This is a genomic window from Lentzea kentuckyensis, assembly GCF_002150765.1.
Lineage (GTDB): Bacteria > Actinomycetota > Actinomycetes > Mycobacteriales > Pseudonocardiaceae > Lentzea > Lentzea kentuckyensis.
The window spans coordinates 62,237-82,523 of record NZ_MUYM01000017.1; the positions used below are offsets into that span (position 1 = coordinate 62,237).

A 20,287-nucleotide genomic window follows, 5' to 3' on the forward strand; every position below is an offset into this window, starting at 1 on the left:
AGCGCCGTTCATGGCGCTAGCCGATGCGCGCGACCCCGTCGAGATCGACGGCGAGCCGTACCCGGTCCCCGACCTCACTCATCGGCCCGACCGCCTCGTACTCCTCGCCGTCGATCTCCACGAGCAACCGCACGTGGTCACGCCGGTGTACGCGTTCCAGCACAACACCTTCCAGCGCACCCGACGGATCGACCCGCAACGCCGTGGCCCGCAGCCCGACCCGTCCCACGTCGAGGCCCACGAACGAGCCGGGCACGAACTTGTTGCACCCCAGGAACTTCGCGGTCTCGACGTCCACCGGCGAGGACCACACCTCGGCCGGCGGGCCGACCTGGACGATCCGGCCGCGCGACATGATCGCCACCCGGTCGGCCAGCGTGAACGCCTCGTCGTGGTCGTGCGTCACGACCAGCGCGGTCGTGGCGGCCTCCCGCAGCAACCGCGCCAGGTCGACCGCGAGCTGTTCGCGCAACGCGCGGTCCAGCGCCGACAACGGTTCGTCCAGCAGCAACAGGCGCGGTGAAGGAGCCAACGCCCGCGCCAACGCGACGCGCTGCTGCTCGCCGCCGGACAGCTGCGTCACCCGGCGATCCGCATAGCCTTCGAGGCCGACCAGTTCCAACAGGGACAGCACCCGCTTGTCCCGCGACTCGCGTTCGACCTTCTTCATCCGCAGGCCGAAAGCCACGTTCCCCGCCACCGACCGGTGCGGGAACAGCTGCCCGTCCTGGAAGACCAGACCGAACTCCCGCCGGTGCACCGGCACGCCGGCCAGATCCGCGCCGTCCCACCGCACCGCACCGGAAGAGGGCTTCTCCAGTCCCGCGATCGTGCGCAGCAGTGTCGACTTCCCGCAGCCGGACGGCCCGAGCAACGCGACGACCTCGCCGTCCGCCACGGTCAGCGACACGTCCGACACGGCGGCCGTCTGTCCATAACGGACGGTGATCGAGTCCAGGTCCAGCGCCATCAGAACTCCCCGCTGCCCGGCACGCGCAACCGTTCGATCAGCAGCACGCACCCGACCGTCACGACCATCAGCAGCGCGCACGCCGCATAAGCCATCTGGCTGTTCAACTCCCCCGGCCGCGACATCAGCCGTGCGATCACCACCGGCAACGTCGGCGCGTCCGGTCGTGCCAGGAAACTCGTCGCACCGAACTCCCCCAGTGCCACCACGTAGCCGAACCCGGCCGCCGCCACCAGCGACCGTCCGACCAGCGGCAGATCCACTTCACGCCACACCCGCGACGGCGAGGCGCCCAGCGTTGCCGCCGCCTGCCGCAGCCGTTCGTCCACGGCCCGCAGCACCGGCAGCACCATCCGCACGATCAACGGCGTCACCACCAACGCCTGCGCCAGCGGCACCAGCAGCGGCGAGGTCCGGAAATCGCCCGGCAACGCGTCCATCGTGACCAGGTACCCGAAGCCCACGGTCACCGCGGACACCCCGAGCGGCAGCATCAGCGCGGTGTCGAGCACCTCGGAGACGCGGCTCCCGGACCTCCGCAACCCGACCAGCACCACCGCCGAGAACACCCCGACCACCAACGCCACCAAGGTCGCGTCGAACGCCGTCCGCACCGAGTTCACCGCCGCGTCGATGCCGGTCACCGCCAACGTCCCGCGATCACCCCGTGACGCCAGCGCCGCGTACCCGGCGAAGCTCCAACCGTCCCGTGTGGACAAGGACCGGGTCAGCAGTCCGACGACCGGTGTCAGCAACGCCACGACGACAGCGAAAGCGGCCAGCACGACGTACCACTCACCGCCGGTGGGCCGCCGCGTCAGCTCTTCGGAGTCGCGCAACGCGAGCGCGGTCTCCCGCCGGCGCCGGGCCAAAGCACCCAGGACGAGAACCGCCAGCACCGCGGCGAACTGCAGCAGCGACAACGCCGCCGCCCCGGACAGGTCGAACAGCTCGACGGTCCGCAGGTAGATCTCGGTCTCCAGGGTCCGGTACCGCGATCCGCCCAGCACCAGCACGACACCGAAGCTGGTGGCGCAGAACAGGAACACCACCGCCGCGGCCGACCCGATCGCGGGCGCCAACGCCGGCAGCACGACCGACAGGAAGGCCCGCGGGCGAGAGGCGCCCAACGCGCGAGCCGCGTCCTCAGCTCGCCGATCCGTGTGCGCCCACAGTCCGCCAACGGTGCGCGCGACCACGGCGACGTTGAAGAACGCGTTCGCCAGGACGATCGGCAGCACCCCGCCGTCCGGCCAGAACGTCCGGAACGCGAGGCCCACCACCACGGTCGGCAGCACGAACGGCACCATCACGGCCGCCCGCACGATCCCGAGCCCACGCAGACGGCAGCGGGCCAGCACGAACGCCACCGGGAGCCCGGCGACGACTGCCACGACCGTCGACGCCAAGGCCTGCCCGAGCGTGAACCCGACGAGTTCCCAGGTGTCCGCGGTGAAGAGGGCGGTGGTGACGCCGCCTTCGCGCAGGCCCAGGGTGATGATGGCGAGGACGGGCCAGGCGAAGAACAGCCCGAGGAAGGCCAGCGGCAGCAACGCCGCCGCCGACCAGCCCGAACGCGCCGAGATCAGGCCGGGCCGGGCTCGCGCCGCAGACCCGCCGCCACCAGGATCGGAGCCGGTGTCGCTCAGCTCTGCACGAGCTTGCGCCACTGCTCGACCCACGCTTCGCGGTTGTCCTTCACCTTGTCCGCGGGCAGCGTCTGCGGGTTCGGCGGCAACGGAGCGTCCTTGGCCCACGACTCGGGCAGCGCGACGCCCTCGCGCGACGGGTAGACGTACATCTGCTCGGCCACCTGAGCCTGGAACTTCTCGCCCAGCAGGAAGTCGAGCACCTTCTGCGCGTCCGCGGCGTTCTTGGCGCCGGAAAGCACGCCCGCGTACTCGACCTGCCGGTAGCAGGTGCCGAGCACGGCCTTGGTCTTCCCGCCCTCCGCGGACGGCGACGACGCGTACGAGACGACGATCGGCCGGGTGCCCTTGGTGGCGGAGAACTCCTGGTTGTAGGCCTCTTCCCAGCCGCTCACGACCTTGACGCCGTTGGCCTTGAGCTTGGTCCAGTAGTCCTGCCAGCCGTTCTCGCCGAACTTCGCGATCGTGCCGAACAGGAACGCGAGGCCGGGCGAGGACGTGGCCGGGTTCTCCACGACCAGCTTGTCCTTGAACTTCGGGTCGACCAGGTCCTCGTACGAGGTCGGCTCGACGCCGCCGAGCTTGGCCGGGTCGATGTTCAGGCACACGTCACCGACGTCGACGGCCTGCAGCCGGTTCGAGTCGTCGGCCTTGTACCGCTGAGCGCCCTTCGAGGCCTCCGGCGAGGCGTACTCGGCGAACACACCCTCGCTCAACGCCCGCGAGGCGAACGTCGAGTCGACGCCGAACGCGACGTCGCCGATGGGGTTCGACTTGGTGAGCACCAGCTTGTTCGTCAGCTCGCCCGCGTCACCGCTCGCGATCTGCTTCACGGTGATCCCGGAGGACTTCTGGAACTCGTCCAGCACCTCGGGCTTCACCACGAACGAGTCGTGCGTCACCAGCGTGACCTCGTGCGTCTGCGGCGCGGTCGAGGTACCGGCCGAACAACCGGTCAGCGCCAAGACGGCAACAGCAGCGAAAATCCTTCTCACGTCAATCTCTCCCTACGCCGGTATGACCCGGATCAGGTGGACGGTCGAGGGCTTGCGAGCCCTCCTCTCAGCCCGGCGCTTCACCGGACTCCCGTGGCAAACGCGCAGCTTACGTGACGTGGTGGGACGATCAGGACATGGCCGAGCTGTTGAGCGACGATCAGCTGAACGACGTGCTGCCCAAGCTGCCCGACTGGACCGCCCAGGACGCGACCCTGGTCCGGACCGTGGAACTGGAGAGCTTCGCGCAGGCGATCATGGTCGTGAACCGGATCGCGGAGATCGCGGAGAACGACAACCACCACCCGGACATCGACATCCGCTACAAGACCCTGACATTCCGCCTGAGCACCCACTACAAGGGAGGAATCACCGCACTCGACGTCTCTCTCGCCGAGGAAATCGACGGGGTTCTGGACGCCCTGGCCTGATTCGGTCAAGATGTGCGCTGCCGCCGCCCGCGGACAGGAGAGGGACCACCCTCATGCGGTTGCTGCGCAAAAAATTCAACACACCTTTGTTCGTTGTGGCGCTGGCAGGCAGTCTTCTGATCGCACCGGCGGCCGCGCAGGCCGTGCCGTGTGCCGTGACGGACACGATGATCAAGGCCAGCGCGGCGTGGATCACCAAGGGCACCGACCTCAAGGCGAACACCTGGTCCAACGCGAACTTCCACACCGGCAACATCGCGCAGGTCCGGACGACCGGGATCAGCAACCACAAGACGTGGCCGTGGGTGCAGGCGAACAAGTACCTGTTGCCCGTCGACCCGGCGAACCCGTATGCCCCGGACCCGCAGGCGAGCGGTGAGGCGTACCTCGCCGTCTCGTTCTTCCACCCGGAGCCCGAGGTGCTCCAGCCGCTGCGGGACAACCTGCGGGCCCAGGCGAAGACCGGGAAGTTCGACTACTGGAAGTCGCCCGACGCGCTGACGATGTCGCTGCCGTCCTTCACCGAGGTCGCCGTGCGCGACCTCGACCAGGACCTGCTCGACTACTCGTACAAGTCGTACCGCAACCTCAAGAAGCGGACGTTCAACGAGGTCACGGGCTTGTGGAGCCTGAACGTGCAGACGAACGGCTGGGCCGTGCAGGGTCTCGCCAAGGCGATCCTGATGCTGCCGAAGGACAACCCGTACCGCACCGACTACGCGAAGACGCTGCGCAAGTCCGCCCAGACGTTGCGGTACCTGCAGCGCCACGACGGCTTCTGGGGCGCCACCGGCAAGGACTCGGCGGCCACCGCGATGATCACCTACGCGTTCGCGGCGGGCATCAACGCGGGCGTGCTCGACCAGGACACCTACCTGCCGTACGTGCAGAAGGGCTGGCAGGCGCTGCAGACCGCGCTGGACGCCGACGGACTGCTCGGCTGGACGGCGGCCCGCAACTCCTGGCAGCCCGCCTCAGCCGGCGACTCGGCTGGGTTCGCTGTCGGCAGCTTCCTCATCGCCGGGCAGCAACTCGTCCCTCTTACGCCGGGTTGCTAGACCGATCGCGACCAGCGTGAGCATGCCCGCCGCCGGGTAGCCCCAGCCGAGCACCACGAAGTACCAGGGGCGCGGGAAGTCCCAGATGTTCGGCTGGGCGAGCAGCAGGAACGAGATCAGGTAGCCGCCGGTCAGCAGCACCCACAGGCCGGCGGTGATCTTGCACAGGAGGTGTCCGCCCTCGTAGATCAGCCACAGGAGGGCGGGCACCATCCACACCCAGTGGTGGCTCCACGAGATCGGCGAGACCAGCAGGCCGAGCATCTGCACGCTGATGATCAACGCCAGGACGTCCTTGGTCTTGCTGACCGCGAACCACGTCAGCACGGCCGCGACGAGCACGGCGGCAATGTAGATCTTCCCGGTCTGCACGTCGTAGCCGAACGTGCGGCTCAACGCGCCGCGCATGGACTGGTTGATCGCGCTGCCGACCGGCCCGACCCGGCTCGCGTCACCGAGCAGCTGGAACCAGAACTTGTCCGACTGGGACGGTGAGATCGCCCAGCCGATGCCGTACACCGCCACAAAAGCGACGAACGACCACACAGCGGCCATCCACCGCCGTTGGATCAGGAAGTACAGACCGGAGATCGCGGGCGTCAGCTTGATGCCCGCGGTGAAACCCACACCGGCGCCGCCGACCCAGTTGCGCGCGCTCGCGAGCGTGCCGATGAGGATCGCCGCCAGCACCAGGTTGATCTGGCCGTAGTTGAGCGTGGTGCGCACCGGCTCGATCCACAGCACCAGCGCGGTCCACATCATCGCGCGGCGGGGGTCGTTCAGCCTCAGCAGCTTGAGACTGGTGCGCACGATGAAGTACAGGCAGCCGAGGCAGATCAGCTGCCAGACCCAGCGGGACGCCTCCCACGGGATCCAGCTCATCGGCGTGAAGATCGCGGCCGCGAACGGCGGGTACGTGAACGGCAGCGGGAACACGTCCGCGTACTGGTCGAGCCGCCACTCGTACAGGTCGCCGGAGAACAGGTGCGGCGATCCGTTGCGGTACACCAGCAGGTCGATCATGGTCATCTTCGCCTGGAACGCGACCATGAGCAGGTGCCCGGCGACCGACAAAGCGAGCAGCCACGGTGCTACGGAGAGCACACGCGCTTCCACAGCACGGAGTTTCACCCCGAAAACGTTACCCGAGGCAACTTTACGGGGTACCCGAGCGTCATCAAGACGGGAGAGATCGCAAGAGGGAGTTTTTCTGATCATGTCTGTTGATCTTGTAGTTGCCGCTGTCGCCGCTCTGGCCATGCTGGGGGTCGCGTTCGGAGTGTTCGCTGCTGCCGCGCGCGCCAAGAACAACGTGTGAACGTTGTAAGACACGGAAAGAGGGAGCCTCCCATGTGGAGGCTCCCTCTTTCGCTTTCCTCAGTGAGGAAAGGGATGCCGGACGGCATCAGAAGTAGTGCGCGCGACCGCCAACCGGCTTGCCCACCGCGCCGAGGACGGCGAGGATGGCGCCGATCACCAGAAGCACCACTCCGATGGTCGTCAGGATGCTGATACCGGCCAGCCATCCGACGACGAGCAGAATCAGACCGAGGACGATCATGACACCTCCAGGTGGGGAATCCTTCTCTGGGCTACCCCACCGGTGTCGGTACAAACCTCATGACACGGGGACTCCGCAATCCCGATAAGCATTGGCGGCCAATAGTTCCGCCTCCGCCGCGCCGTCGATGTCACCGGTCGCTCGGCGTACTTCCGCGAGTGCCTGGAGTGACTGTCCCTCCAGATGCCGCTGGTGATACCGGCTGTGCGTGGCGACGGACTCCTCCGCGCACCGCAGCGCCTCCTCCGTCTCGCCGAGCGCGAGGTGCAGCAACGCGCGCTCCTTGAGTTCATTTCCCGCGTACAGGAGGTGGTCGGCGTCGAGACGTGCCCGCACTTCGCTCAGATGGTGCGCCGCGTTCTCGTAGTCGCCGAGTTTGCGATACGCCCGCGCGGCCGACCAGTGAGCGGTGATCCGGTATTCGGTCATCTTCTCGCTGTCCACGATCTTGAGCTGCAGCTGTACGGCTGCCAACGCGTCTTCATGTGCGTCGCAGTCGTCGAACAGGTCGGCCAACGCGTGCAGGGCGTCGAGCTCCTCCTCGAAACTGGACCGCAGCCGCACCTCGTCGAGCACGTCGATCATGAGGTCGAACGCCTCGTCGACCTGGCGGAGCCCCAGCTTCGCCCGCACGGCGGCGATGGTGCCGATCGTGAGCTGCCGGGGGTGCCCGAGGTCTGCCTGCAGTGCGACGTACGCGGCCTGGTGCGCCAGCACGTCCGGAAACCGGCCCAGTTCGGTGTAGACGCCGTTCAGCGAGGCGTGGGCGTGTCCGCGCACTCCTGGCGAGTTGCTGAGCTCCAGCGCCCTGAGCAGTGACTTCTCCGCGCCGAGGAGGTCGGGAATGTTGAACGACATCGCGGCGATGGCGAGCAGGACCAGGGCCTGGCCTTCGGTCTCACCTCGCTGCTCGTCGATCGCGAGCGCCTGGTGCTGGTGATGGAGTGCGGCCTTCACATCCCCGGCCGCGCGGCACACCCCTCCCAGGACCCTGTGCGCGGACGCCTGGACCCGCAGGTCGCCCATCCCCACGGCCAGGCCGAGCGCCACGTCCGTGAGCTCCTTGGCCCGCACGAAGTCGCCCTGGGAGAAACGGTAGATCGCGTAGGAGAGGTCCGCGTTGGCGATCAGCACGTCCTCACCGGACTCGTGGGCCGCTCGGTCCCGGATCTCGCACAACGCCGACCAGTTCGTGTCGTCGCGGGTCTCGTAGCAGTAGCCGGTGAGCACGGCAGCGATCTCGTTGGCGGGCCAGTACTCGCGTCGCTCGGTCGCGACCACCACGGTCGAGACCAGGTTCTGGTACTCGGCGGTCATCCACGCGAATGCCTCGTCCGGTGTCTTCAGCACCACGTCGGGCAACTGGGTCGTGGTGGTGGAGAGCGGGAACCGTCGCTGGTCTGGGAACAGCAGCTCAGCCGCGTCGTTGGTCATGCGGCGGTAGAAGTCGTACAGCCGTGTGATGGCCTCGTCGGCCTCCTCGCTCGTGCACCGTTCACGCGCGTACACCCGCAACAGGTCATGCAGGGCGAAGCGGGTGCCGTGCTGTTCGACGAGATGGACGCCAACGAGCTGGTTGAGGTGACGGCGGACGTTGGGCAGGCCGGCGATCACGGCGGCGTCGTTGGCGGTGAAGTCCGCGCCGGGCAGCAATCCCAGTCGCCGCAGCACCAGCCGCGCGTCCTCGGGCAGCGAGGAGTAGCTCTCGTCGAAGACGACGCTGACCGCGGCCGCGGGGTCGCCGGGCACCGCCAGCTCCCCGAGCCGGTCGTCGTCGAGGTGCGCGACCTTGTCCGCGATGGTCATCATCTCCTGCGCGCCCAGGTCCGCGGCCGCGATGCGCAGGGCCAGCGGCAGCCCACCGCACAACCGCACCAGCGCTGCCGCGGCGTTCGCCTCGGCCCGCACGCGCTCCTCGCCGAGCACCCGTTCCAGCAGCCGCGTGCCGCCGTCGTCGCTCAGCGTCGGCAACCGCAGGAGCTCCGCGTCGTGCAGAGCCAGCCCGCGCAGGTCACCGCGGCTGGTGACGATCGCCAGCACTCCGGCGGACGCGGGCAGCAGCGGCCGCACCTGCTCGGCGTTCGCGGCGTTGTCCAGCACCAGCAACAACTTCCGGTCCGCGACCAGCGAGCGGTAGAGCGCCACCTGTTCGTCCAGGCCGACCGGCACGGACTCGACGCCCAGCCCCTTGAGCACGAGGGTCAACGCCTCCTGCGGCGTCATCGCCCGCACCGGGTCCTGGCCGCGCAGGTTCACGAAGACCTGCCCGTCCTCGAAGCGCCCGGCAATCCGGTGCGCGAAGTGCACGGCGAGCGACGTCTTGCCCACCCCGCCGGTGCCCGTGACGACCAGCACCCGCGCCGCGCTCGCGGCAAGCCGTTCGACGTCCCCCTCACGCCCGACGAACGTCGTCAGCTCCGGCGGCAGCTGCCGGGGTGTGGGCACCTTCTCCTTCGGCGACCCGACCTCGCCGCGCAGGATCTGTTCGTGCAACTCCCGCAGCGCGGGCGCCGGATCGATCCCCAGTTCCTCCGCCAGCATCTCGCTGACCTGCCGATACGCCGCGAGCGCGCCGGCCTGCTGCCCGGACCGGTACAGCGCGAGCATCAGATGGCCCCAGAACCTGTCGCGCAACGGATGCCTGCGGGTGAGGTCCTGCAGCTCCGGGACCAGCTCCGCCGACCGCCCCGTCGTGAGGTCCTTTTCGATCCGCTTCTCCAGCGCGGCGAGCTGCTCCTCGATCAGCAGGGGCACCTCGTCGCGGTGCAGCGACTCCGAGGCGACGTTGCCCAGCACCGGCCCGCGCCACAACGCCAGCGCGCCCTCGAACTCCTGGTGCGCGACCAGCTCGCGGAACCGCGCGAGGTCGAGCTGCTCGGACGCGACCTCGGCCACGTATCCGCCGATCTCGGTGCGCACGCAGTTCGCCTCACCAAGCGCCTGCCGCAGCCGCATCACCACTGTGTGCAGCGTCTTGTGCGCCCGGTCGAGATCCGGCGGCTCGCCCTCCCACACCCGCTCGACCAGCTCGTCGACCGACACGAACTGGTTGGCGCGCAACAACAACGTCGCGAGGAGCACACGTCCGCGCCCAGCAGGCAGGGGCACTGGCTCGCCGTCGAGCAGCACCTCCAACGGTCCCAGCACCCGGTACTCAGCTCTCACGCCGCGGAAGTCTAGGTGCGCGAGGTGAGACGCGCGGTCGACGCGGGCCCCGGCGCGATGCCAGCCTCACCTCATGCAGGCAGTGAGCAGGACAGCGTTGTGGGTCGCGTCGATGCGAGCAACCGAGGCCGCCCGCCCGGACCGGTTGCACAACGACCCTCTCGCCGCGGCCGTGGTGGCCTCCGCCGCGGAACAAATCCCGCCGGCCCCACCGGGCGCGGCCGAGTTCATGGCCGTCCGCACCCGCTTCTACGACAACTTCGTGCTGTCCGCGGACGCGTCGCAGGTGGTCGTGCTCGCCGCTGGCCTGGACGCCCGCGCGTTCCGCCTGCCCTGGCCGGCCGACGTCCGCCTGTTCGAACTGGACCTGCCAGAACTCCTCGACTTCAAGGCCACCCTGATAGCCGACGCGGCCCTGGTTGCCGCATGTTCGCGGGTCGTGGTGCCGATCGACCTGCGCGACGGCTGGCCGGCGGCACTGACCGCCGCCGGCTTCTCCCCCGAGCGACCCACCGCGTGGATCGCCGAGGGCCTGCTGCAGTACCTGACAGAGCCGGACAAGAAACGCCTGCTGGACGCGATCTCAGCACTCTCGGAGCCCGGCAGCCGGTTCGCGTTCGACCACATGGGCACCTCGGCCGACGGACGCGAGGCGGTGGTGGACGCGCTGGCCCGGATCCGCGGCATGGGCGCGGAGTTCGTGGCGACCGTCGACGACCCGGCGCTGTGGCTGGCCGCGCACGGCTGGACCGTGTCGACGGATCGGGTGCCGGCGCTCGCTGAGGCTTACGGGCGGCCGCTGCCGGACTTCATGGATCCGGCGGCGTCGAACGCGACCGCGCTCTGCACGGCCGAGCTGGCCTGATCGGGCATCCGAAGTTCCAGCCCGACGTGCCCGAATCGACGATCAACGAGGCTCTGCGCGTCCAGAACTCGCACCTCGCGCGAGTCGAGGTGATCACTTACCAGGAGTTGCTGGATGCCGCAGAGCGCTCGTTGTCGCCAGATGCTCAGACGTTGAAGCGGAACTCCACCACGTCGCCGTCGACCATCACGTAGTCCTTGCCCTCCATGCGGACCTTGCCCGCCGCCTTCGCGTCCGCCTTCGAGCCAGCCGCGACCAGGTCGTCGAACGACACGACCTCGGCCTTGATGAAGCCCTTCTCGAAGTCGGTGTGAATGACACCGGCGGCCTGCGGCGCGGTCGCACCCTGCGGGATGGTCCAGGCGCGCGCTTCCTTCGGACCCGCCGTCAGGTAGGTCTGCAGGCCGAGGGTGTGGAAGCCCGCGCGGGCCAGCGAGTACAGGCCCGGCTCGTGCTGGCCGATCGACTCCAGCAGCTCGCGGGCCGACTCCTCGTCGAGCTCCAGCAGCTCGGACTCGACCTTGGCGTCGAGGAACACCGCGTCGGCCGGGGCGACCAGCTCGCGCAGTTCCTTCATGCGGGCCTCGTCGGTCAGCACGCCCTCGTCGGCGTTGAAGACGTAGAGGAACGGCTTGGTGGTGAGCAGGGAGAGCTCACGCAGCAGTTCGCCGTCCACTTCGGACTGTGCCGAGAACAGCGTGCGGCCGGAGTCCAGGATTTCCTTGGCCCTGTTCGCGTTCTCCAGGACGACGCGGCGGTCCTTCTGCATCCGCGCCTCCTTCTCGATCCTCGGGATGGCCTTCTCGAGGGTCTGGAGGTCGGCGAGGATCAGCTCGGTGTTGATCGTCTCGATGTCGCTCGACGGGTCCACGCGGCCGTCGACGTGCACGACGTCCGGGTCGTCGAAGACGCGGATGACCTGGCAGATCGCGTTCGCCTCGCGGATGTTGGCGAGGAACTTGTTGCCGAGGCCCTCGCCCTCCGACGCGCCCTTGACGATGCCCGCGATGTCGACGAACGACACCACGGCGGGCACCTCGCGCTCGGAGCCGAAGATCTCGGCGAGCTTGGTGAGGCGCGCGTCCGGCAACGGCACGACGCCCACGTTCGGCTCGATGGTCGCGAACGGGTAGTTCGCGGCGAGCACGTCGTTGCGCGTGAGCGCGTTGAAGAGGGTGGACTTGCCAACGTTGGGCAGGCCGACGATACCGAGGGTCAAACTCACGGGGAGCGAGTCTACGGCAGACGACGGTCGTGTCCGATTCCCGCGAGCCATCGGCCGTTCCCGCTGGCAGGATCGACGGCATGGTCATTGACGAAGAACACGCCTACCGGGTCTGCGCCGCACGTGACGCCCGGTTCGACGGGTGCTTCATCCACGCGGTCCGCACGACCGGCATCTACTGCCGGCCGTCGTGCCCCGCGGTGACCCCGAAGCGCCGGAACAGCCAGTTCTTCCTGACCGCCGCCGCCGCGCAGTCGGCCGGCTTCCGCGCCTGCCGCCGGTGCCTCCCGGACGCCGTGCCGGGCTCGCCGGAGTGGAACCTCCGCGCCGACCTGGCCGGCCGCGCGATGCGCCTGATCAGCGACGGCGTCGTCGAACGCGACGGCGTGACCGGCCTGGCCTCCCGCCTGGGCTACTCGGAACGCCACCTCACCCGAGTGCTGACCTCCGAACTGGGCGCCGGACCGCTGGCCCTGGCCCGCGCCCACCGCGCGCACGCCGCACGGTTGCTCATCGAGACGACCGAACTGCCGTTCGCGGACATCGCGTTCGCCGCGGGCTTCGCGTCCGTGCGGCAGTTCAACGACACCATCCGCATGGTGTTCGCCTCGACGCCGTCCGACATGCGCGGCCGCGGCAAGACCCCGGTCGGCACGCCAGGCCGGATCGTGCTGCGACTCCCCTACCGACCGCCGTTCGACGCAGACGGCCTGTTGCTGCACTTCCGCGCGAACGCGCTGCCGGGCGTGGAAGAGGTGACGTCCGATTCCTACGCACGGACGTTGTCGCTGCCACACGGCGAAGCAACTGTCCGGCTGACGTTCCCGGCAGACCACGTCCTGTGCTCGCTGAGGCTGGCCGACGTCCGCGACCTGGGCGCCGCCGTCTCCCGCGTGCGCCGCCTGCTGGACCTCGACGCCGACCCGGTCGCCGTGGACACGTTCCTGAGCGCCGACCCGATCATCGGCCCGCTGGTCCGCGCGGTCCCCGGCATCCGCGTGCCGGGCAGCGTCGACGGCGCCGAAACCCTGCTCCGCCTGGTGGCCCCGTTCGCGGGCGTGCCGCTGCAGATCCCGGACGGCACCCTGACCCACCTCTACTCGGCGGGGGACCACCCCGTCACCGAGGCACTGGCAAGCGGCAGACTCGCCATCGACGTGGGCCGCTCGCCGGAAGACCTGACCGAAGAACTGGCACCCCTGGTCGGCACTTCCGTCGCCGACGAGGTAGCCATGCGAGTCCTGGGCGCTCCGGACGTGCTGGTGCTCCCGCCGGACTCACCACACCTGGCTTCCCACGGCCCCGAGTGGCGGCCGTGGCGCTCCTACGCCGGAGCACACCTGACGAGGAAGGCAGCAACATCATGAGCGTCGCACACACGTCCACTGTGGACACCCCGGCGGGGCCGTTCACCGTGATCGTCGCGCCGGACGGAGCGGTGCTGGCGAGCGGCTGGACCGACGACATCGCCCTGCTGACCCCCCAGATCCACGCGTCCCTGATGCCGTCCGACCTCTCTCCGCGCCCCGACCTGGGCGACGTCACCAAGGCCGTGATCGCCTACCACGAAGGCGACCTGACCTCGATCGACACCATCGAGGTCCGCCAGAAGTCCGGCCCGTTCCTGCAACACGCGTGGGACGTCCTGCGCACCGTCAAGGCCGGCGAACCCGTGACCTACAGCGAGTACGCCGAACTCTCCGGCCGCCCGGCAGCAATCCGCGCCGCGGCCTCGGCCTGCGCACGCAACTCGGCGGCGCTCTTCGTGCCGTGCCACCGCGTGATCCGAATCGGCGGCAACCTGGGCGGCTTCCGCTGGGGCCTGGACGTCAAGCGCTGGCTGCTGGCCCACGAGGCCTAACCGACGAGGTTGATCTCCGGCGCGGACCCGGTCAACAGCTCCGTCCCGCACCGCGGGCACGAACTCACGACGGGGGCCGCGCCAGACGTCAACTCCCCTTCGATGCCGAGCCAGTCGTCAACCCTGTTGTCCCGGCAGTTGTGACAGCCAGCGCGGTAGTGCACCTTGGCCCACGGCTGGACGGGCAACTCCGAAGCGCGGATCTCCGGCTCCCTCGGGTCGCTGAACGGCGCCCACCAGAACGAAACACGCCAGCGCAGCCTGCGCTCGCTCCCGTGATCCGTCATGTCACACCCGCTGATGCGGATGGGGGCAAGGTGCTCGTTGTCGGCGCAGAGGCCGTACGGCGTGCCGTGCTGGAGCTGCACGAGGCGGGCAACGCGTTGGCACACAAAGCAGTCATGGGAGTAGTCGAGCCGGTTCGACCACACGAAGTGGGCGGCCGGGGTAACCGTGACGCGCGCGGTGACTTCCACGTGGGACAGCACGGGCCGAGGTTAGAGGGTCGAGCACACGAGTGCGATCTGGGTGAGACGCGGACGGGTTGGCATGAGCTCGCCGCCCACGCAAGCCGACCCGCACGGTGCCAACCCGACCAGCCCCCACAACGCAAGCCACCCCACACGAACCCTCAGCCCAGCGAAACCTCAAGCGTCGACCCAGACCGAGCCTTCCGAACCCTCAACCGAGTAGGAATCCGCTGCCGCAACTCCTCCACATGCGACACCAGCCCAACCACCCGCCCCCCAGCCCGCAACTCGTCCAAAGTGTTCATCACGATGTCCAAGGTGTCGGAGTCCAAAGTCCCGAACCCCTCATCCACGAACAACGTGTCCAGCAACGCCCCGCCGGTCTCGTTGGCCACCACATCGGCCAACCCCAAAGCCAGCGACAACGACGCGAGGAACGACTCGCCACCGGACAAGGTCTTGGCCGGACGAGACCGCCCCGAGTAGTCGTCCAGAACGTCCAGGTTCAACCCACCGCGCGTGCCACGGGCCCCCGCCGAGTCGGAGTGCACGAAGCTGTACCGCCCCTGACTCATCCGGTGCAGCCGAGCCGAGGCGGCCACGGCCACCTCCTCCAGGCGCGCAGCGAGTACGTACGACCGCAGCGTCATCTTCTTGGAGTTCTGCCCGCGGCCGTTGATCACGTCGGTCAACGCGTCGAGCTCCGCGTACGAGGCCTCCAAAGGCTCCAACGACTTCCACTCCGCGCGCAGTCGAGCGGCCAACTCGCTCACGCGTTCGAACGCGGCGCGGGCTCGGGCCAGGCGGGTCGCGGCCGAGGACGCTGCGGCGCGGGCGGACGAGGCGGCGGCGGTCACCTCGTTCAGGTCCACCTCGGTGGCCGGGTCCACCTCGGCCAGTTCTTCCAGGGTCGCCAGGGCTGAGGCGCGGGCGCGTTCCCAGGCCGCGATTCGCTCGTCCAGCGCCTGGAGTTTGACCGCGGGCCGGGCGGCCGACAGGGCCGCGTCCACGTCCGGGAAGCCGGCCTCGGCGGCCAGAGCCGCTACCGACGCCTGCTGTTCCTCGACGCGCGCTAGGGCGGCGTCGCGGGCTGCGCGGCGGTCGGCCAGTTCCAGCAACGCCTTCGAGAGCCGCAGCAGGTGGTCGCGGCGGGTCAGGACGTCTTCGTGTTCGCCGCGGGCCTTGTCCAGGCGGGTGCCGCGTTCCGACACGACCGCGACCAGCGACGTGTGTTCGGTGCGGAGGCCTACCAGGTCCTGTTCGACCTGGGCCTTCTCGGCGCCCAGCTCTCTGGTCTTGGCTTCCAGGCCGACGAACTCGTTCTGGCGCTGCGAACGGGTGCGGGCCAACTCCAGCGCGGCGCGGTACTCCGCCAGCACGAACGCCGGCTCGTCGGAGCCCAGGGCTTCCCAGCAGGCCTGGATGCGCAGCTCGGCGGCGTGGGCGGCGCGTTCGGCCTCGGTGCGGCGGTCGAGGGCCTGCTGTTCGTCGTGGGCCGCTTCCTCCTCGTCGGTCGCGTCGACGCCGCCCAGCATCGGTTGCGCGGGGGCGGGGTGCGACGGCGAGCCGCAGACCGCGCAGGGTTTGCCGCGTTTCAGGGCCGCGGCCAGTTCGATGGCCATGTTCTCGAGGCGCTGGTGGCGGACCTGCTGGAGGACGTCCTTGGCCTTCTGGTGGACGTCGATGGCCTGGTGCAGCTCCTTTTTGGTGCGCTCCAACGCAACTCCGGCGTCCGGCAGGGCTGACGCGGCGTCCGCGCGGGCTTTCAGGCCCTCCAGCCGCGCCGAGGCCTCCGCGGCCGCGTCGAGCTGCTGGCGGCACTGCGCCAGGCGTTCGGGCAGCACCTCGAGTTCGGCGTTCAGGGCCAGCAGGCGGCGTTCTACCTGGTACGACGAGTTCTTCAGCACCGACAGCTTGCGCACGTCGGCCTGCTGGCGTTCGGCCTCCGCGGCCAGTTCGCCCAGGCCACCGGCTTCCTCGCGGTAACGCTCGGCGTCCTCCCGCAGCTCCGAACCCGAATAACCCAGGCGCTCCAACGATTCGAAAGCGCGAGTCTCGTCACGAAGAGCGAACTCGTAGGACTGCTGGAGTTTCGCGATCTCACCGAAGGCCGGCACGACCGGGATCGCGCGCCGGGCCGCGTCGCGTTCGGCGAACCACGACGCCGAGTCGGCGTCTTCCACGCGAGCCAGCAGGTCGCGGGCCTCGCGGACGCGGCGGATCTGGTCGGCGTGCACGCGGGCCTGGGCCAGCAGGGCGTCCGCACCGTCGGCCACGCCGGCCGTTTCGACGGACAGCTCCTCGGCCTCGGACACCGCGAGAGAAAGCCGCTCCAGCACCGATTCCAGCCAGCCCGGCTCGAACGACGGCTCCTCCGAAGCCGCCTCGGCCACGCGGTGCATCAGCTCGGAGGCGCCCTGACGGCGCTCCTCCAGCACGCGACCGGCCACGACCCGCTTGTCGCGGAACCACTTCTCGACGTCGAGGAACCGCTCAGTGCCGAAGAGCTTCTCCAGCAACACCTCGCGTTCGGCCGTGTCCGAGCGCAAAAATCGCGCGAACTCGCCCTGCGGCAGCAACACGACCTGGAAGAACTGCTCGTACGACATGCCGAGCATGTCCTCGACGGCGCGCGCCACGTCGTCGATGCGGGTGATGCCCTCGCCCTCCCAGCCTTCGAGCCAGGTCAGCGAGGCCTTCGCGGGCTGCGTGGTGAAGCCGCCGCCGCGCTTCTTCGGGCGGTCGAACTCCGGCGAGCGCACGATCCGGAACCGCCGCGACTGCACGGTGAGCTCCAGCGAAACCGACGTCGGCACCTCGGGATCGGCGTACTCGCAACGCAGCTTCTTCACGTCGCCACGCGCGCCCGGCACCCGCCCGAACAGCGCGAACGCCACCGCGTCGAGCAACGTCGTCTTGCCGGCGCCCGTGTCGCCGTGCAGCAGGAACAACCCGTCCGCGCCCAGCTCGTCGAAGTCGACCGTCTCCGGCCGCGGGTACGGGCCGAACGCGGTCAGCTCCAGGCGGTGCAGTCTCATTGCTCCTGCTCCCTCGCCACCGACGAGAACGCCTCGCGCAGCAACGCCTTCTCCGCCTCGGAGGGCTCGGAACCCCGCGCGTCCGACACGAAGCAGCAGGCCACTTCCTCGTCGGAACGGCCGCGCACCCGGTCCGCGTAAGTCATGGTGTGCTGCAGCCCCTGCTCCGGCCGCCATTCCACGTGCACCGCGTGCTCGAAGCGCTTCTGCAACTGCCGCAACGCGTCCATCGGCCGGACCTGGTCCGTCAGAACCACCGACAGGAAGTGGCCCTCGAAAGGCGTGTGCGCCGGATCCTCCAGCACCTCGGCCAACGTACCGGTCAGCGAGGCCAGCGGGCGCGGCACCGGCAGATCCCGCCGCTCCACCCCGACGAGCCCGCCCGCGTCCAGTTCCACCAGCCACACCGACTTGCGGTGCCGCGCCTCGGAGAACGAGTACGCCAGCGGCGAACCCGAGTACCGCAGGTTCTCCGCCAGGGTCTGCGGCCCGTGCAGATGCCCGAGCGCCACGTAGTCGACGCCCGAGAACACCTGCATCGACACGTCCTGCACGCCGCCCACCGCGATCGTGCGCTCGGACTCCGACGGCGCCCCGCCGGTGACGAACGCGTGCGCCAGCACCACCGATCGACCGGAACGACCGGCCAGGTCAGCGCGAATACGCCGCATCGCCTCACCGAGAACCGGGGCGTGCCCCTTCTCCGCCACCCCGAGCACGTGCCTCGCGGGCTCCGGCTCCAGGAACGGAATGCCGTACACCAGAACCGGCCCGTGCTCGTCCGAAAGCTCGACCGGCTTGTCCAGCAACGAGATCTGCGTGCGCAGGTGCAGGCCGCCCGCCTCGGCGAACTCGCCGAACACCCCGATCCGCGCCGCCGAGTCGTGGTTGCCAGGGGTGATCACGATCCGCGCCCCGGCCGCGCGGATGCGCATCAGCACGCGCGCGCACAACGACACCGCGTCGGCGGACGGCACCGCGCGGTCGTAGAGGTCGCCGGAGATGACCACGACGTCGACCTTCTCGGAAGACACCAGGTCAGCGAGGCCGCTCAGCACCGACTCCTGCTCCACGAGCAGGTCGCGGCCGTGGAAGGTGCGCCCCACGTGCCAGTCGGAGGTGTGCAGGATCCGCATGGCACCAACCGTAGAGACGGGGTCTGACAAATCTCCGGGAGGGTTCCCGGCGTGTCACCCGATCGAGTTCAACATCTTTGGGGGAGCATCATCGGTGCCGTGACCGCAGTGATCATCACCGCCTCGCTCGTCCTGGCGCTCGTCAGTGCCGGGGCGCTGCTGTTCGTCTGGCGCCTCTACCAGGACAGCGTCCGCCGCACCGACGAAGCGCTCGCCGCCATCGGCACCGAACGCGCGCGCTACGACGCCCAGCAACAAGCCCTGCAACGCTACGAAGTGGCGTTCTCCAGCGTGAGTGGCCGCGGTGAACTCGGCGAACAGGTGCTCGTCGAAACGGCGCGCGCACTCGGCCTGAGGGAAAACCTCCACTACACGCTGCAAACGGACGTTGCCGGCGGTGGAGCCGTGCGTCCGGACATGGTGCTGAACGTCGGCGGCGGTCGTGCGGTCCCCGTCGACTCGAAGATGTCCATGGCCTGTTGGGCCGAAGCGGTCGAAACGGACGATCCGCAGGAACGTCAGGACGCGCTGCGGGTGCACGTCCGCAACATCCGCTCGCGCGCCGCCGAACTGGCCGGCAAGGGCTACCAGCGCTGGGCGGACGCCATCTACGGCACGATCATGTTCGTCCCCAACGACGGCGCGGTGGTCGCCGCCCTGGACACCGACCCCGAACTGCTGCGCTGGCTGCTGGACCGCCGCGTCTTCCTGTGCGGCCCGACCGGGTTCGCCGTGATCGCGTCGAGCGCGATGTTCGCGGTCACCGAACGGGCGCTGGCCGACGACGTCGAGCAGGTCAGGCTGCAGGCCGGCCGGGCGAACCGGGCCGCCGACACCGCGATCGAGGCGGTCAACCTCTCCACCACGCACCTGCAGCGGTTCCTGAGTGCACGGCGCCGCGAGCTGGACGCCCTGGAGGGCTTCCGGGCGAGCGTGGAGCCGCTGACCGACGCCTCCGCCACCCCCACGCCCCTCCCCCTGGTCCGAAGGGCGGACGAACAGTCCGCTTAAAACGCACGCAGCGTGCGCAAAGGTTGCTTCTGGGTGAGAAACCCACGGACTCACAAACACCGATTGGCCGAACGGCTACCGTGTGCGGCGTGAGTGCGTTGCGCGAGCGTTCAGCAGCCTTCGATGACGACGTCGAGGACTACGACGCGGTTCCGTGGAACTACCGGGCCGTCTTCGGCGAGTTCAAGGGCATCCCGTGGTGGGCTGCGATCCTGTCCTCCCTGGTCCCGGCGTTCATCGGCGCGTTCATCGACATCAACTCCAGCAAGACCGTCGGCTGGACGTTCATCGCCGTGTTCTTCGTCGGCGCCCTCGCCGCGATCCTGCTGGTCCAGCGCCGCAGCCTGTTCGCGCCGATGGTGCAGCCGCCGCTCGTCCTGGCCGCCACGGTGCCCGTGCTGGTGCTGTTCACCGGTGGCGTCCAGAAGGGCGGCCTCGCCAACATGGCCCTCGGCCTGGGCAAGCCGCTGATCGACAGTTTCCCGGTCATGGCCATCACCACCGCCGTCACCGTCGCGGTGGGCATCCTGCGCATGGTCATCCAGAAGGACCCGAACCGGCCGTCCAAGGACGAGGTCCGCGAGGCCAAGGCGGAGATCCGGGAACGCGGCAAGCCGGTCCGCCGGCCGCGGGAGGAGCAGGACGAGGACCGTCCGCGCCGTCCCCGCCCGGAAGGCCGCGAAAACCGTGAAGGCCGCGAAGGCGCTCCAGTCCGGCGGCCGCGCCCCGAGGGTGCGCCCGCCCGCCGCCCGCGTCCGGACGGTGCGGCCCGTGGCGAGCGTCCGGCCGGTCAGCGCAGGCCCCGCCCCCCGCGCGAGGAGCGCTAACCGCACCAACGCCCGTTGTTCGTGA

The 20,287-nt window shown here is 69.4% G+C and carries 17 protein-coding genes; 7 read left to right on the forward strand and 10 right to left on the reverse strand.

Translation table 11 applies throughout. The features are described 5' to 3' along the window. Positions 1 to 16 precede the first annotated feature (16 nt). From B0F77_RS11275 to B0F77_RS11285, 3 genes are read right to left on the reverse strand one after another with little or no spacing between them, the layout of a single operon-like run. Positions 17 to 970, reverse strand: a complete 954-nt coding sequence (locus tag B0F77_RS11275) for an ABC transporter ATP-binding protein (RefSeq protein ID WP_086662787.1) — start codon at positions 968 to 970, stop codon at positions 17 to 19. Beyond that, positions 970 to 2,559: an ABC transporter permease gene (locus tag B0F77_RS11280; RefSeq protein ID WP_425435651.1), complete on the reverse strand. Its 1,590-nt coding sequence runs from the start codon at positions 2,557 to 2,559 to the stop codon at positions 970 to 972. Before B0F77_RS11280 ends, B0F77_RS11275 begins: the two co-directional genes overlap by 1 nt. A gap of 56 nt (positions 2,560 to 2,615) precedes the next feature. Beyond that, positions 2,616 to 3,614 carry a thiamine ABC transporter substrate-binding protein gene (locus B0F77_RS11285; RefSeq protein ID WP_425435650.1) on the reverse strand — a complete coding sequence of 333 codons (999 nt, stop codon included), beginning with the start codon at positions 3,612 to 3,614 and terminating at the stop codon, positions 2,616 to 2,618. Between the two features lie 137 nt (positions 3,615 to 3,751). Between B0F77_RS11285 and B0F77_RS11290 the strand changes: the two genes are divergently transcribed. Then, positions 3,752 to 4,045 carry a 4a-hydroxytetrahydrobiopterin dehydratase gene (locus tag B0F77_RS11290; protein ID WP_086662889.1) on the forward strand — a complete coding sequence of 98 codons (294 nt, stop codon included), beginning with the start codon at positions 3,752 to 3,754 and terminating at the stop codon, positions 4,043 to 4,045. 59 nt (positions 4,046 to 4,104) lie between these two features. Then, on the forward strand, positions 4,105 to 5,103 hold the full coding sequence (locus tag B0F77_RS11295) for a glycoside hydrolase family 88 protein (protein WP_158102666.1): 999 nt from the start codon (positions 4,105 to 4,107) through the stop codon (positions 5,101 to 5,103). Here B0F77_RS11295 and B0F77_RS11300 read toward each other — a convergent pair. The 3 genes from B0F77_RS11300 to B0F77_RS11310 all read right to left on the reverse strand — a co-directional run bounded on the left by B0F77_RS11300 (position 5,020) and on the right by B0F77_RS11310 (position 9,829). After that, positions 5,020 to 6,234: a mannosyltransferase gene (locus B0F77_RS11300; RefSeq protein WP_086662790.1), complete on the reverse strand. Its 1,215-nt coding sequence runs from the start codon at positions 6,232 to 6,234 to the stop codon at positions 5,020 to 5,022. The genes B0F77_RS11295 and B0F77_RS11300 overlap by 84 nt on opposite strands. Before the next feature lie 274 nt (positions 6,235 to 6,508). Next, positions 6,509 to 6,664, reverse strand: a complete 156-nt coding sequence (locus B0F77_RS48665; protein ID WP_086662791.1) for a DUF6131 family protein — start codon at positions 6,662 to 6,664, stop codon at positions 6,509 to 6,511. A gap of 57 nt (positions 6,665 to 6,721) precedes the next feature. After that, complete coding sequence (locus B0F77_RS11310) at positions 6,722 to 9,829, reverse strand: AfsR/SARP family transcriptional regulator (protein ID WP_086662792.1); 3,108 nt, start codon at positions 9,827 to 9,829, stop codon at positions 6,722 to 6,724. A 73-nt stretch (positions 9,830 to 9,902) separates the two neighbouring features. On the opposite strand from B0F77_RS11310, the gene B0F77_RS11315 reads away from it, so the two are divergent. Next, positions 9,903 to 10,694 carry an SAM-dependent methyltransferase gene (locus B0F77_RS11315; RefSeq protein WP_086662793.1) on the forward strand — a complete coding sequence of 264 codons (792 nt, stop codon included), beginning with the start codon at positions 9,903 to 9,905 and terminating at the stop codon, positions 10,692 to 10,694. Positions 10,695 to 10,839: 145 nt separating this feature from the next. On the opposite strand, the gene ychF is transcribed toward B0F77_RS11315, so the two are convergent. Next, positions 10,840 to 11,919, reverse strand: coding sequence for a redox-regulated ATPase YchF (ychF, locus tag B0F77_RS11325; protein ID WP_086662794.1), 1,080 nt, complete (start codon positions 11,917 to 11,919; stop codon positions 10,840 to 10,842). Positions 11,920 to 11,999: 80 nt separating this feature from the next. Here ychF and B0F77_RS11330 point away from each other — a divergent pair, with 80 nt between their 5' ends. Together B0F77_RS11330 and B0F77_RS11335 are read left to right on the forward strand one after the other, a co-directional pair. Next, positions 12,000 to 13,286: a bifunctional transcriptional activator/DNA repair enzyme AdaA gene (locus B0F77_RS11330; protein ID WP_086662795.1), complete on the forward strand. Its 1,287-nt coding sequence runs from the start codon at positions 12,000 to 12,002 to the stop codon at positions 13,284 to 13,286. Further along, positions 13,283 to 13,780, forward strand: coding sequence for a methylated-DNA--[protein]-cysteine S-methyltransferase (locus tag B0F77_RS11335; RefSeq protein ID WP_086662796.1), 498 nt, complete (start codon positions 13,283 to 13,285; stop codon positions 13,778 to 13,780). The genes B0F77_RS11330 and B0F77_RS11335 overlap by 4 nt, the downstream gene beginning before the upstream one ends. On the opposite strand, the gene B0F77_RS11340 is transcribed toward B0F77_RS11335, so the two are convergent. From B0F77_RS11340 to B0F77_RS11350, 3 genes are all read right to left on the reverse strand, one after another. Next, positions 13,777 to 14,268, reverse strand: a complete 492-nt coding sequence (locus B0F77_RS11340; RefSeq protein ID WP_086662797.1) for a hypothetical protein — start codon at positions 14,266 to 14,268, stop codon at positions 13,777 to 13,779. The two genes, B0F77_RS11335 and B0F77_RS11340, sit on opposite strands and share 4 nt — an antisense overlap. Before the next feature lie 143 nt (positions 14,269 to 14,411). After that, on the reverse strand, positions 14,412 to 17,288 hold the full coding sequence (locus B0F77_RS11345; protein WP_086662798.1) for an AAA family ATPase: 2,877 nt from the start codon (positions 17,286 to 17,288) through the stop codon (positions 14,412 to 14,414). Next, positions 17,285 to 18,424, reverse strand: coding sequence for an exonuclease SbcCD subunit D (locus B0F77_RS11350; protein WP_086662799.1), 1,140 nt, complete (start codon positions 18,422 to 18,424; stop codon positions 17,285 to 17,287). Before B0F77_RS11350 ends, B0F77_RS11345 begins: the two co-directional genes overlap by 4 nt. Before the next feature lie 99 nt (positions 18,425 to 18,523). Between B0F77_RS11350 and B0F77_RS11355 the strand changes: the two genes are divergently transcribed. Together B0F77_RS11355 and B0F77_RS11360 are read left to right on the forward strand one after the other, a co-directional pair. Further along, positions 18,524 to 19,435, forward strand: coding sequence for a DNA recombination protein RmuC (locus tag B0F77_RS11355; protein ID WP_086662800.1), 912 nt, complete (start codon positions 18,524 to 18,526; stop codon positions 19,433 to 19,435). Between the two features lie 89 nt (positions 19,436 to 19,524). After that, positions 19,525 to 20,262 carry a DUF6542 domain-containing protein gene (locus B0F77_RS11360; protein ID WP_086662801.1) on the forward strand — a complete coding sequence of 246 codons (738 nt, stop codon included), beginning with the start codon at positions 19,525 to 19,527 and terminating at the stop codon, positions 20,260 to 20,262. The last annotated feature ends 25 nt before the right edge of the window (positions 20,263 to 20,287 follow it).